This is a genomic window from Enterobacter sp. E20 (genome assembly GCF_000801755.2).
In the GTDB taxonomy this organism is placed as follows: Bacteria; Pseudomonadota; Gammaproteobacteria; order Enterobacterales; family Enterobacteriaceae; genus Enterobacter; species Enterobacter asburiae_B.
On record NZ_CP012999.1, the window covers coordinates 3090525 to 3103856 of the forward strand.

The 13332-nt window shown below is 55.0% G+C and carries 14 protein-coding genes and 1 other annotated feature; of the genes, 10 read left to right on the top strand and 4 right to left on the bottom strand.

Translation table 11 applies throughout. The annotated features are described in order from the left end of the window. Nucleotides 1-8: 8 nt before the first annotated feature. Nucleotides 9-833: an SDR family oxidoreductase gene (locus NI40_RS14455; protein ID WP_039263825.1), complete on the bottom strand. Its 825-nt coding sequence runs from the start codon at nt 831-833 to the stop codon at nt 9-11. A 175-nt stretch (nt 834-1008) separates the two neighbouring features. Here NI40_RS14455 and hisL point away from each other — a divergent pair, with 175 nt between their 5' ends. The 9 genes from hisL (at nt 1009) to hisIE (ending at nt 8225) form a co-directional block, all read left to right on the top strand. Further along, nucleotides 1009-1059, top strand: coding sequence for a his operon leader peptide (gene hisL, locus NI40_RS23965; RefSeq protein ID WP_001364200.1), 51 nt, complete (start codon nt 1009-1011; stop codon nt 1057-1059). Continuing rightward, nucleotides 1035-1158, top strand: a sequence feature (His leader region). (Overlaps the previous gene by 25 nt.) A 45-nt stretch (nt 1159-1203) precedes the next feature. Continuing rightward, nucleotides 1204-2103: an ATP phosphoribosyltransferase gene (gene hisG / locus NI40_RS14460; RefSeq protein ID WP_028018500.1), complete on the top strand. Its 900-nt coding sequence runs from the start codon at nt 1204-1206 to the stop codon at nt 2101-2103. A 5-nt stretch (nt 2104-2108) separates the two neighbouring features. Then, nucleotides 2109-3413 carry a histidinol dehydrogenase gene (hisD, locus tag NI40_RS14465; protein WP_039263844.1) on the top strand — a complete coding sequence of 435 codons (1305 nt, stop codon included), beginning with the start codon at nt 2109-2111 and terminating at the stop codon, nt 3411-3413. Beyond that, nucleotides 3410-4471: a histidinol-phosphate transaminase gene (gene hisC / locus NI40_RS14470; protein WP_039263826.1), complete on the top strand. Its 1062-nt coding sequence runs from the start codon at nt 3410-3412 to the stop codon at nt 4469-4471. The genes hisD and hisC overlap by 4 nt, the downstream gene beginning before the upstream one ends. Further along, nucleotides 4468-5535, top strand: a complete 1068-nt coding sequence (hisB, locus tag NI40_RS14475) for a bifunctional histidinol-phosphatase/imidazoleglycerol-phosphate dehydratase HisB (protein ID WP_032636078.1) — start codon at nt 4468-4470, stop codon at nt 5533-5535. The genes hisC and hisB overlap by 4 nt, the downstream gene beginning before the upstream one ends. Next, nucleotides 5535-6125 carry an imidazole glycerol phosphate synthase subunit HisH gene (gene hisH / locus NI40_RS14480; protein WP_032636077.1) on the top strand — a complete coding sequence of 197 codons (591 nt, stop codon included), beginning with the start codon at nt 5535-5537 and terminating at the stop codon, nt 6123-6125. Before hisB ends, hisH begins: the two co-directional genes overlap by 1 nt. Further along, nucleotides 6125-6862, top strand: coding sequence for a 1-(5-phosphoribosyl)-5-[(5-phosphoribosylamino)methylideneamino]imidazole-4-carboxamide isomerase (hisA, locus tag NI40_RS14485; protein WP_039263827.1), 738 nt, complete (start codon nt 6125-6127; stop codon nt 6860-6862). The genes hisH and hisA overlap by 1 nt, the downstream gene beginning before the upstream one ends. Continuing rightward, the gene (hisF, locus tag NI40_RS14490) at nt 6844-7620 is read left to right on the top strand and encodes an imidazole glycerol phosphate synthase subunit HisF (RefSeq protein ID WP_039263828.1); all 777 of its coding nucleotides are present in this window, start codon (nt 6844-6846) and stop codon (nt 7618-7620) included. The genes hisA and hisF overlap by 19 nt, the downstream gene beginning before the upstream one ends. Beyond that, nucleotides 7614-8225: a bifunctional phosphoribosyl-AMP cyclohydrolase/phosphoribosyl-ATP diphosphatase HisIE gene (hisIE, locus tag NI40_RS14495; protein WP_039263829.1), complete on the top strand. Its 612-nt coding sequence runs from the start codon at nt 7614-7616 to the stop codon at nt 8223-8225. Before hisF ends, hisIE begins: the two co-directional genes overlap by 7 nt. Nucleotides 8226-8265: 40 nt before the next feature. On the opposite strand, the gene wzzB is transcribed toward hisIE, so the two are convergent. Next, nucleotides 8266-9246, bottom strand: coding sequence for an LPS O-antigen chain length determinant protein WzzB (gene wzzB, locus NI40_RS14500; RefSeq protein ID WP_039263846.1), 981 nt, complete (start codon nt 9244-9246; stop codon nt 8266-8268). A 192-nt stretch (nt 9247-9438) separates the two neighbouring features. On the opposite strand from wzzB, the gene NI40_RS14505 reads away from it, so the two are divergent. Continuing rightward, a complete protein-coding gene (locus NI40_RS14505) occupies nt 9439-10443 on the top strand; it encodes an NAD-dependent epimerase (RefSeq protein ID WP_039263830.1) in 1005 nt (334 codons plus the stop codon). 52 nt (nt 10444-10495) lie between these two features. Here NI40_RS14505 and ugd read toward each other — a convergent pair whose 3' ends face one another. Next, nucleotides 10496-11662: a UDP-glucose 6-dehydrogenase gene (gene ugd / locus NI40_RS14510; RefSeq protein ID WP_039263831.1), complete on the bottom strand. Its 1167-nt coding sequence runs from the start codon at nt 11660-11662 to the stop codon at nt 10496-10498. A gap of 226 nt (nt 11663-11888) precedes the next feature. Next, nucleotides 11889-13295 carry an NADP-dependent phosphogluconate dehydrogenase gene (gene gndA / locus NI40_RS14515; RefSeq protein ID WP_028013772.1) on the bottom strand — a complete coding sequence of 469 codons (1407 nt, stop codon included), beginning with the start codon at nt 13293-13295 and terminating at the stop codon, nt 11889-11891. Nucleotides 13296-13332: the final 37 nt, after the last annotated feature.

Sequence of the window (13332 nt, forward strand, 5' to 3'; positions counted from 1 at the left end):
TGCGGGTCTTATTCCATGGGCATCACCAGCGGATCGGGATACTGATACTCAAACCCCAGCTCATGACAAATGCGATTGCCATCAACAACTTTGCCTTTGCTGTCATCCTTTGCCTCACCAAAAACCGGCGGAGCCAGGCCCAGCTGACGTGCCATCAGCGGGTAAAACGTGCTGCGTGCCGGATGAGAAGGTGCACATATATTATAGATGTGTCCACCTTTCGGAGCCTGTAAGAGTAGCTCAATCGCAGCAACAACATCGTCAAGATGCACAAGATTGACGACATGCTGGCCGTCTGGCGCAGACTTACCGGCAAAAAAGCGTCCCGGATGGCGGCCTGGACCCACCAGCCCCGCCAGACGGACAATATCGACCTGCGTGCCGGGAAGATTATGCAGCCAGTCTTCCAGCTCTTTCAGAACCTGACCGCTCGCCGTCACGGGACGGCGCTCGGAACTCTCTTTCACCACGCCCTCAACTTCGCCATACACCGACGTCGAGCTGGTAAAAATGATGCGCGGAACATGGTGCGCCAGCGCGCTGTCGACGATCTCCTGCATCGCCTGCAGATAAAACGACTCGCCCGGGCCACTGCGCCGCGCGGGGAGCGTGATCACCAGCGCATCGACGTTCATCAGCGTGTCCAGATCGTCAGCATCACACACCAGCTCCGGTTCAAGGCGCAGCTCAACTCCATCAATACCGCACATGCGCGCTGCCTCTACCCCATCCGCCGTGGTTTTGCTCCCGGTCACCTGCCAGCCTTTCGCGGCTAATGACATCGCCAGCGGCATTCCCAGCCATCCTAAACCGACAATCGCGACCTTTTTCATGCGAATTCTCCTGACTCTCACTCGTCTTTTATAAGGCTACGCCAGCCCGGCAGAACACACAATTCATAGCATCAATATGAAATGAATTAATGATCAAAAAAAGCCCTTGCAATATGTCGTACAACTGGTTTAGGTTAAAAGACATCAAATGAATAAGCATTCATCGAGAATTTATATGACACGCGTTCAATTTAAACACCACCATCATCACCATCATCCTGACTAGTCTTTCAGGCGATGTGTGCTGGAAGACGTTTGGATCTTCCAGTGGTGCATGAACGCATGAAAAAGCCCCCGGAAGATCTTCTTCCGGGGGCTTTTTTTTGGACCAAATTCAGGCAGGTTAAAACAGGTTAACGAGGAATAAAGAATGTTAGATAACTCACGCTTACGCATAGCTATTCAAAAATCAGGCCGTTTGAGCGATGACTCACGCGAACTGCTGGCCCGCTGCGGGATTAAAATTAACCTGCACACCCAGCGCCTGATTGCTCTGGCTGAAAACATGCCCATCGACATTCTGCGCGTGCGTGATGACGATATTCCCGGCCTGGTCATGGATGGCGTCGTTGACCTCGGCATTATCGGGGAAAACGTGCTGGAAGAAGAGCTGCTGACCCGCCGCGCGCAGGGTGAAGATCCGCGTTACTTCACCCTCCGTCGTCTGGACTTCGGCGGCTGCCGCCTGTCCCTAGCTACGCCGGTTGACGAAGCGTGGGACGGCCCGGCCGCGCTGAACGGCAAACGTATCGCCACCTCTTACCCTCACCTGTTAAAGCGTTATCTCGACCAGAAAGGCGTGCAGTTTAAATCCTGTCTGCTGAACGGCTCCGTTGAAGTGGCGCCGCGTGCGGGTCTGGCGGACGCCATCTGTGACCTCGTCTCTACCGGCGCGACGCTGGAAGCCAACGGTCTGCGCGAAGTAGAAGTGATCTACCGCTCTAAAGCGTGCCTGATTCAGCGCGACGGCGACATGGCCGACGCCAAGCAGCAGCTGATCGACAAGCTGCTGACCCGCATTCAGGGCGTGATTCAGGCGCGTGAGTCCAAATACATCATGATGCACGCCCCAACCGAGCGTCTGGATGAAGTGATTGCCCTGCTGCCGGGCGCTGAGCGTCCAACCATCCTGCCGCTGGCGGGCGATCAGCAGCGCGTGGCGATGCACATGGTGAGCAGCGAAACCCTGTTCTGGGAAACCATGGAAAAACTGAAGGCGCTGGGCGCAAGCTCCATCCTGGTGCTGCCTATTGAGAAGATGATGGAGTAATGGCCATGAGCTTTAACACAATCATCGACTGGAATACCTGTAGCGACGCAGAGCAGCGCGAGCTGCTGATGCGCCCGGCGATTTCCGCCTCTGAGAGCATCTCACGCACCGTGGCGGAGATCCTGGATAACGTCAAAGCCCGTGGCGATGACGCGCTGCGTGAATACAGCGCGAAGTTTGACAAGACGGAAGTCGGCGCATTACGGGTTACCGAGCAGGAAATCATTGATGCCAGCAATCGTCTGGGTGACGACATCAAGCAGGCGATGGCCGTCGCGGTGAAAAACATTGATACCTTTCACACCGCGCAAAAGCTGCAGACCGTGGATGTCGAAACCCTGCCCGGCGTGCGTTGCCAGCAGGTCACGCGCCCGGTTGCATCCGTTGGCCTCTATATCCCCGGCGGCTCTGCCCCGCTTTTCTCCACCGTACTGATGCTGGCGACACCCGCGCGCATTGCCGGGTGTCAGAAAGTGGTGCTGTGCTCACCGCCACCGATTGCCGACGAGATCCTCTATGCGGCGAAGCTCTGCGGCGTGCAGGCGGTCTATAAAGTGGGCGGCGCGCAGGCGATTTCGGCCCTGGCGTTCGGCACGGAATCCATTCCTAAGGTCGACAAAATTTTTGGCCCGGGCAATGCATACGTGACCGAAGCCAAGCGTCAGGTCAGCCAGCGTCTGGACGGCGCGGCCATCGATATGCCTGCCGGTCCATCTGAGGTGCTGGTGATTGCCGACAGCGGCGCAACGCCGGACTTCGTCGCCTCCGACCTGCTTTCTCAGGCGGAACACGGCCCGGACTCGCAGGTCATCCTGCTGACGCCGGATGCCGATATGGCGAAACGCGTGGGCGAAGCCGTTGAGCGCCAGCTTGCCGACCTGCCCCGCGCCGACACGGCACGCCAGGCGCTAGCGGCCAGCCGCCTGATTGTGGCGCGCGACCTGGACCAGTGTATTGCCATCTCCAACCAGTACGGCCCGGAGCACCTGATCATTCAGACCCGCAACGCGCGCGATCTGGTTGACAGCATTACCAGCGCGGGCTCGGTGTTCCTCGGCGACTGGTCACCGGAGTCCGCGGGCGATTACGCCTCCGGCACCAACCACGTGCTGCCCACGTATGGCTACACCTCAACCTGTTCGAGCCTGGGCCTGGCGGATTTCCAGAAACGCATGACCGTGCAGGAGCTCTCCCGCGAAGGGTTTGCGTCACTGGCGTCTACTATTGAAACCCTGGCTGCCGCCGAGCGGCTGACCGCCCACAAAAATGCCGTTACGCTGCGCGTTGCAGCCCTGAAGGAGCAAGCATGAACATTGAAGAGTTAGCCCGCGAAAATGTCCGTCGCCTGACGCCTTACCAGTCGGCGCGTCGTCTGGGCGGTAAAGGGGATGTCTGGCTGAACGCCAACGAATTCCCGACGGCGGTGCAGTTTGAACTGTCGCAGCAAACGCTGAACCGCTATCCGGAATGTCAGCCGAAAGCGGTGATTGAAAACTACGCGCAGTACGCGGGCGTGAAGCCGGAGCAGGTGCTGGTCAGCCGCGGCGCGGATGAGGGCATTGAACTGCTGATCCGCGCCTTCTGCGAGCCGGGCAAAGATGCGGTGATGTACTGCCAGCCTACCTACGGCATGTACAGCGTCAGCGCGGAAACCTTCGGCGTAGCGTGTCGCAACGTGCAGGCGCTGGAGAACTGGCAGCTGGATCTTCAGGGGATCGCCGACAATCTCGATGGTGTAAAAGTGGTATTTGTCTGTAGCCCGAACAACCCGACCGGACAGATTATCAACCCGCAGGATATCCGCACTTTGCTGGAAATGACGCGCGGTAAAGCGCTGGTGGTTGCCGACGAAGCCTACATCGAGTTCTGCCCACAGGCGACGCTGGCAGGCTGGCTGGAAGAGTATCCGCACCTGGTGGTGCTGCGTACGCTGTCGAAAGCCTATGCCCTTGCGGGTCTGCGCTGCGGATTCACCCTGGCAAATAAAGAGGTCATCGACCTGCTGCTGAAAGTGATCGCCCCGTACCCGCTCTCAACGCCGGTTGCCGATATTGCGGCACAGGCGCTGACGCCACAGGGGATCAACGCGATGCGCGAGCGCGTGGCGCAAATCCTGGAGGAACGTCAATATCTGGTGACCGCCCTGAAGGATATCCCTTGCGTCGAGCAGGTATTCGACTCGGAAACTAACTACATCCTGGTGCGCTTCACCGCATCGAGTGCCGTATTTAAATCTTTATGGGATCAGGGCATTATCTTACGAGACCAGAATAAACAACCTTCTCTGAGCGGCTGCCTGCGCATTACCGTAGGCACCCGTGCAGAGAGCCAGCGCGTGATTGACGCCCTGAAAGCGGAGAAAGTATGACCCAGAAGATCCTTTTCATCGATCGTGACGGCACCCTTATTTCGGAGCCACCAGCCGATTTTCAGGTCGACCGATTCGACAAGCTGGCTTTTGAACCGGACGTGATCCCGGTGCTGCTTAAGCTGCAAAAAGCAGGCTTTAAGCTGGTGATGATCACCAACCAGGATGGTCTGGGTACCGACAGCTTCCCGCAGGCGGACTTTGACGGCCCGCATAATCTGATGATGCAGGTGCTAACCTCTCAGGGCGTGGTATTTGATGAAGTGCTGATTTGCCCGCACATGCCGGCCGACGAGTGCGACTGCCGTAAGCCAAAGGTGAAGCTGGTAGAGCGCTACCTGGCTGAAGATGCGCTGGATAAAACCAACAGCTATGTCATCGGCGATCGCATCACCGATATTACTCTGGCGGAAAATATGGGCATCGCGGGGCTGCGCTACGACCGCAACAACCTGAACTGGGCGAAGATTGGCGAGCAGCTCACAAAACGCGACCGCTATTCCCACGTAGAGCGCAACACCAAAGAGACGCAGATTGATGTGAAGGTCTGGCTGGACCGTGAAGGCGGCAGCAAGATCCACACCGGCGTCGGTTTCTTCGATCACATGCTGGACCAGATTGCCACCCACGGCGGTTTCCGCATGGAAATTACGGTAAAAGGCGATCTCTACATAGACGATCACCACACCGTGGAAGATACCGGCCTGGCGCTGGGTGAAGCCCTGAAGCTGGCGCTCGGCGACAAGCGCGGCATTAACCGTTTCGGCTTTGTCCTGCCGATGGACGAGTGTCTGGCGCGCTGCGCGATGGACATCTCCGGCCGTCCGCACCTGGAATACAAAGCTGATTTCACCTACCAGCGCGTGGGCGATCTGAGCACCGAAATGGTGGAGCACTTCTTCCGCTCCTTGTCCTACACCATGGGCCTGACGCTGCACCTGAAGACCAAGGGCAAGAACGACCACCACCGCGTGGAGAGTCTCTTTAAAGCCTTTGGCCGTACCCTGCGCCAGGCAATTCGCGTGGAAGGTGACGCCCTACCTTCATCGAAAGGAGTGCTGTAATGAACGTGGTCATTCTGGATACCGGATGCGCCAACCTGAACTCCGTGAAATCGGCCATTGCGCGCCACGGCTATGAGCCGGTGGTAAGCCGTGACCCGGACGTGGTGCTGCGCGCCGACAAACTCTTTTTACCGGGCGTGGGCACCGCGCAGGCGGCGATGGATCAGATTCGCGAACGCGAGCTGGTCGACCTGATCAAAGCCTGTACCCAGCCGGTGCTGGGCATTTGTCTGGGCATGCAGATCCTGGGCCGCCGCAGCGAAGAGAGCAACGGCGTTGACCTGCTGGGCATTATTGATGAAGACGTGCCGAAAATGACCGATCGCGGCCTGCCTCTGCCGCATATGGGCTGGAACCGCGTCTACGCCAAAGCGGGCGACCGGCTGTTTCGCGGCATCGAAGACGGCGCGTATTTTTACTTCGTGCACAGCTACGCCATGCCGGTGAACGTGAATACGATCGCCCAGTGCACCTACGGCGAGGCGTTTACGGCGGCCGTACAGAAAGATAATTTCTTCGGCGTGCAGTTTCACCCGGAGCGCTCTGGCGCCGCTGGCGCGCAGCTGCTGAAAAACTTCCTGGAGATGTGATGATTATTCCCGCGTTAGATTTAATTGACGGTACGGTTGTCCGTCTGCATCAGGGCGATTACGGCCAGCAGCGCGACTACGGAAACGACCCGCTGCCGCGTCTGCAGGATTATGCCGCCCAGGGTGCGCAGGTACTGCACCTGGTGGATTTGACGGGCGCGAAAGATCCGGCGAAACGCCAGATCCCGCTGCTAAAACAACTTGTTGCGGGCGTTGATGTGCCCGTCCAGGTCGGCGGCGGCGTGCGTACGGAAGATGACGTCGCGGCGCTGCTGGACGCTGGCGTGGCCCGCGTGGTGGTGGGCTCAACCGCCGTGAAAGATCCTGAGACCGTGAAAGGCTGGTTCCGCCGCTTTGGCGCCGATGCTCTGGTGCTGGCGCTGGACGTGCGTATTGACGAACAGGGTAATAAGCAGGTTGCCGTGAGCGGCTGGCAGGAAAACTCCGGCGTGACGCTGGAAGAATTGGTCGATATCTATCTCCCCGTTGGCCTGAAGCACGTGTTGTGTACGGACATCTCCCGCGACGGAACGCTGGCGGGCTCTAACGTCTCGCTGTATGAAGAGGTCTGCGCACGCTATCCGCATGTGGCGTTCCAGTCTTCGGGCGGTATCGGTGATATCAGCGACGTGGCCGCGCTGCGCGGTACCGGTGTGAAGGGCGTGATTGTGGGCCGGGCCCTGCTGGAAGGTAAATTTACTGTGACGGAGGCGATTCAATGCTGGCAAAACGGATAATCCCCTGCCTGGACGTACGCGATGGTCAGGTCGTGAAAGGCGTGCAGTTCCGCAACCACGAGATCATTGGCGACATCGTTCCGCTGGCAAAACGCTATGCCGATGAAGGCGCCGACGAGCTGGTCTTTTACGACATCACCGCCTCCAGCGATGGCCGCGTGGTCGATAAAAGCTGGGTGGCACGCGTGGCGGAAGTGATCGACATTCCGTTTTGCGTGGCGGGCGGTATTAAATCCGCTGACGACGCCGCCAAAATTCTCTCGTTTGGCGCCGACAAGATTTCGATTAACTCCCCTGCCCTGGCCGACCCGGAGCTGATCACCCGCCTCGCCGATCGTTTTGGGGTGCAGTGTATTGTGGTTGGGATCGACACCTGGTATGACGCCGCAACGGGTAAGTACCACGTGAACCAGTACACCGGAGATGAAAGCCGCACGCGCGTGACGCAGTGGGAAACGCTCGACTGGGTGCAGGAAGTGCAGAAGCGTGGCGCGGGCGAAATTGTCCTCAACATGATGAACCAGGACGGCGTGCGTAACGGGTATGACCTCGAGCAGCTGAAAAAAGTCCGTGCGGTCTGCCACGTTCCGCTGATCGCCTCCGGCGGCGCGGGCACCATGGAACACTTTCTCGAAGCCTTCCGCGATACGAACGTGGACGGCGCGCTGGCCGCGTCCGTGTTCCACAAACAGATTATTAATATTGGTGAGTTAAAAACGTACCTGGCCGACCAGGGCGTGGAGATCAGGGTATGTTAACAGAGCAACAACAGGCGCAGCTGGACTGGGAAAAAACGGACGGGTTACTGCCGGTGGTTGTCCAGCATGCCGTCTCAGGCGAAGTGTTGATGCTAGGGTATATGAACCAGGACGCGCTGGCGAAAACAATCGACAGCGGCAAAGTGACCTTCTACTCGCGTACGAAACAGCGCCTGTGGACCAAAGGCGAGACCTCGGGTCATTTCCTGAATGCAGTGAGCATAACGCCTGACTGCGATAACGACACCCTGCTGGTGCTGGCAAACCCAATCGGCCCAACCTGCCATAAGGGCACCAGCAGCTGCTTTGGCGAGGCGAGCCACCAGTGGTTGTTCCTGTATCAACTGGAACAGCTGCTGGCAGAGCGTAAAACGGCGGATCCCGAGAGTTCCTATACCGCGAAACTGTACGCCAGCGGAACCAAGCGTATCGCACAGAAGGTAGGAGAAGAAGGCGTTGAGACGGCGCTGGCCGCAACCGTGCATGACCGCGAGGAACTGACGAATGAAGCGTCTGATTTGATGTATCACCTGCTGGTGCTACTGCAGGATCAGGAGCTGGATTTGACGGCGGTGATTGAGAATCTTCGCAAACGTCACAAATAAAAAAACCGGGGAATATCCCCGGTTTTTTTTAATCTGCAAATCAGACTTTTGGTTTGTAGTTGCGCAATGCGTTGCGGCCAAGCACAAAACCGGAACCAAGCAACCCGCCCAGCAGTACGGCAAGAATAAGAGTAATTGCTTTTTTCGGGCTGTCACGACGCACAGGGAGTTCCGGCTTCATGACATAACGGTAAACGTGGATCGTGTCTGGGTTAACGCTCAGATTCTGGATGTCCAGCAGATTTCGCCTGGTCTGGTAATAAGCTCTGGGAAAGACCAACGGGAGAGAAGCTTCGTTGTCAATCATTGATCTCAGCCCCTCACTTCCCAGCAAGAACATCGTTTCCTGAGTCACCTCCTGGGTTTGCTGGAGGCGCGGCGAGGTAATTTTCGCTGCTTCAGCGTTCTTGAGTGCCTCAGCAATCTGTTTGATACGCAGATCTTTCTGTTCCTGAGCGACCTTCTCCTGGTTTTGCAGGGAATCATTCAGGGTCTTTATCTGCGCTTTGATGTTGTCATTAAGGTCAGCGGCCAGTTCTTTAGCCGTTTGCTCATCTACCTGCTGGATGAACTGTGCCAATTGCTTTTGCGCAGCTTCTGCAGATGTACTGGTATACGATACTATTAATGGGAGCGGCTGCTCTTTAACCGTGGGCTCGATCGTCAGTTTTTCAGGCACTGCCTGGTTATCAAGCGCCTGCGACAACGCCGAGAATGAGGAGCTAAAACGACCGATAGCGCGCGTTTGGTTGTCAAGCATTGTAGGTGCTGCGGTACCATAAAGGATGTTCAATGCATTAGAATAACTGGCAATCTGGGCCGCATCTGGTTGCGTAATAATCGCACTTGAGGTCCATTTTTCCTTTGCGACAGAGAGATATCCAATTGCCAGGGCGATACAAACAACAACAAAGGTGGCTATCACCCACTTCCCACGCCACAGCTGCAGCATTAAATCAAGTAAATCAATTTGCTCCGGGTCATTGCCTCGGCTGACCTGGCTATTGTTATTTTGCGTCATACAATCCCTAACTGATAAAAAAAGGGCAAACATAATTTTGTTTGTATAGTTTATCCATTACTGGCGATTTTTCTATAAGAATCCGATGAGTAATATCGGAAAGATGGGTTATGTAACTTACACCCTTCGCGCTATCATAGACGCCATGTGATGCGTTACGGCATCTATAGAATAGGGTTTATGAGGGAAGCTATGAAATTTTTAGTCACGGGCGCTGCAGGTTTTATCGGTGCGAATGTCAGTAAACGCCTCCTTGAGGCGGGTCATCAGGTTGTTGGTATCGATAACCTCAATGAATACTACGATGTCAACCTGAAGCTGGCACGCCTGGAACTGTTAAAATCTGAGCGTTTCACCTTTCACAAGCTGGAATTAGCCGACCGGGAAGGTATGGCCACGCTTTTCGCGGCTGAGAAGTTTGATCGTGTTATTCATCTTGCCGCCCAGGCGGGTGTACGCTACTCCCTGGAAAACCCGCACGCGTATGCTGATGCCAACCTTATCGGCCATCTCAACGTGCTGGAAGGCTGCCGCCATAATAACGTGCAGCATCTGCTTTATGCCTCGTCCAGCTCCGTATACGGCCTCAACCGCAAGATGCCCTTCTCCACTGACGATTCCGTGGATCACCCGGTCTCACTCTATGCCGCGACCAAAAAAGCCAATGAGCTGATGTCGCACACCTATTCGCATCTGTACAACTTGCCGACCACCGGCCTGCGCTTCTTCACCGTGTACGGTCCGTGGGGACGCCCGGACATGGCGTTGTTTAAGTTTACTAAGGCGATCATTGAGGGCAAAAGCATCGATGTCTATAACTACGGTAAAATGAAGCGCGACTTCACGTACATTGATGACATCGCTGAAGCAATTATTCGTCTGCAGGATGTTATTCCTCAGTCAGATACAAACTGGAGCGTTGAGACCGGCTCCCCGGCAACCAGCTCAGCGCCTTACCGGGTCTACAACATCGGTAACAGCTCGCCAGTCGAACTGATGGATTACATTACCGCGCTGGAAGACGCGCTGGGTAAAAAAGCAGAGAAAAACATGCTGCCTCTCCAGCCAGGCGATGTTCTGGAAACCAGTGCCGATACCCAGGCGCTTTATGAGGTGATCGGATTTAAACCGCAAACCTCGGTTAAAGATGGGGTGAAGAACTTCGTCGGCTGGTACCGCGATTTCTACAAGGTTTGAAAATAAAAAACCCGGCAATTCAGCCGGGTTTTTTACAAAATAACGCAGAGAATCAGTCGCTACCAAACAGATCGCGGGTATAAACCTTATCCGCCACGTCAGCCAGCTCTTCCGCCATGCGGTTTGAAATGATGACATCGGCTTCTTTCTTAAAGGCATCCAGATCGCGGATCACCCGGGAATTGAAGAACTGATCGTCCGGCATGGCAGGCTCATAGATTACAACCTCAACCCCTTTCGCCTTAATGCGCTTCATGATCCCCTGAATGGAAGAGGCGCGGAAATTATCGGAGCCACTCTTCATGATCAGACGGTATACGCCGACCACTTTCGGTTGACGCGCAAGGATGGAATCGGAGATGAAATCTTTACGTGTACGGTTAGCGTCAACAATCGCCGAAATGAGGTTGTTCGGCACAGCCTGATAATTTGCCAGCAATTGTTTAGTATCTTTTGGCAGGCAATAGCCGCCGTAGCCAAATGACGGGTTGTTGTAGTGGTTGCCAATACGCGGGTCGAGACACACACCTTCAATAATCTGGCGGGTATTCAGGCCAAGACTCTCTGCATAGCTGTCCAGCTCATTGAAATAAGCTACCCGCATTGCCAGGTAGGTATTCGCGAAGAGCTTAATCGCCTCAGCTTCGGTGGAGTCGGTGAACAGCACCTGAATATCTTTCTTCACTGCGCCTTCCTGAAGCAGCGCAGCAAAGCGTTCAGCGCGCTCTGAACGTTCGCCAATGACGATACGCGAAGGATGCAGGTTATCGTAAAGCGCTCTCCCCTCACGCAGGAATTCAGGCGAGAAGAAGATATTATCAATACCGAACTTTTCTTTAATAGATTTGGTAAACCCAACAGGAATGGTCGATTTAATGACCATCACCGCATCAGGGTTGATCGCGATAACGTCTTTGATCACCGCTTCTACCGTTGAGGTATTGAAATAGTTGGTTTTAGGATCGTAGTCAGTAGGCGTCGCAATGATGACGTAATCCGCATTGCGGTATGCATCTTCTTTATCTGTCGTGGCGCGGAAATTCAGCGATTTATTGCTGAGATAGTCCTGGATTTCTTTATCCACAATCGGCGATTTTTTCTGATTGAGCATATCCACTTTGGCCTGCACGATATCCAGCGCAACCACTTCATGATTCTGGGCAATCAGAATGCCGTTAGAAAGACCGACATACCCTGTTCCGGAGATTGTTATTTTCATTCGCTAATGACTTCTGTGAGTTAACTGTACTGATGGCCGCCAGACCATCGCGATAAACATAACTGTTGGGCTTTGTACCTCCTGGCAAACTGAACTGTCAAGGCAAACCAGGAGTAATCACTACGAGCGGGGCGAGATTCAGACTACTTCGAATAACAGGCGACACTTTTTGCATAAAAAAACCCGGAGACATGCTCCGGGTTTTGATTACAGCGAGTAAGTTAACTTATTCCATCCATTCGGTATGGAACACGCCTTCTTTATCGGTACGTTTGTAAGTATGCGCACCGAAGTAGTCACGCTGTGCCTGAATCAGGTTAGCTGGCAGCACAGCAGCACGGTAGCTGTCATAGTAGGCTACTGCAGCAGAGAAGGTCGGAACCGGGATACCGTTCTGGACAGCGTAGGCAACCACGTCACGCAGCGCCTGCTGATATTCATCCGCAATTTTCTTGAAGTACGGTGCCAGCAGCAGGTTGGCGATACCGGCGTTTTCAGCATAGGCATCGGTGATTTTCTGCAGGAACTGCGCACGAATGATGCAACCCGCGCGGAAGATCTTCGCGATTTCACCGTAGTTCAGATCCCAGTTGTTCTCGTCTGACGCTGCACGCAGCTGAGAGAAGCCCTGCGCGTAAGAAACGATTTTACCCAGGTACAGTGCACGGCGCACTTTTTCAACGAATTCGGCTTTATCACCCGCTGGTTTAGCCTGCGGACCAGACAGCACTTTAGATGCCGCGACGCGCTGCTCCTTCAGGGAAGAGATGTAACGCGCGAAGACGGATTCGGTGATCAGAGACAGCGGTTCGCCCAAATCCAGAGAGCTCTGGCTGGTCCATTTACCGGTACCTTTGTTCGCAGCTTCATCCAGAATCACATCAACCAGGTATTTACCCTCTTCATCTTTCTTCGTGAAGATATCTTTGGTGATGTCGATCAGATAACTGTTCAGCTCGCCTTTGTTCCACTCGGTGAAAGTTTCCGCGAGTTCTTCATTGGAAAGGTTCAGACCGCCTTTCAGCAGGGAATAAGCCTCAGCAATCAGCTGCATGTCGCCGTATTCGATGCCGTTGTGCACCATTTTGACATAGTGACCAGCACCGTCCGGACCGATGTAGGTCACACACGGCTCGCCATCTTCGGCAACGGCAGCGATTTTAGTCAGAATAGGAGCAACCAGTTCGTATGCTTCTTTCTGGCCACCAGGCATGATGGATGGGCCCTTCAGTGCGCCCTCTTCACCACCAGATACACCGGTACCGATGAAGTTAAAGCCTTCAGCAGACAGCTCACGGTTACGACGAATGGTGTCCTGGAAGAAGGTGTTACCGCCATCAATGATGATGTCACCTTTTTCAAGGTAAGGCTTCAGGGAGTCGATAGCTGCATCGGTACCTGCGCCTGCTTTCACCATTAACAGGATACGACGAGGCGTTTCCAGAGACTCAACGAACTCTTTCACCGTATAGAAAGGAACCAGTTTCTTGCCTGGGTTCTCGGCAATCACTTCTTCGGTCTTATCACGGGAGCGGTTGAAAACGGAGACGGTATAACCACGGCTTTCGATGTTGAGCGCCAGGTTGCGCCCCATCACTGCCATACCGACAACGCCGATCTGTTGCTTGGACATTACATACTCCTGTCAGGTGTGGTCACCACGGCTTATG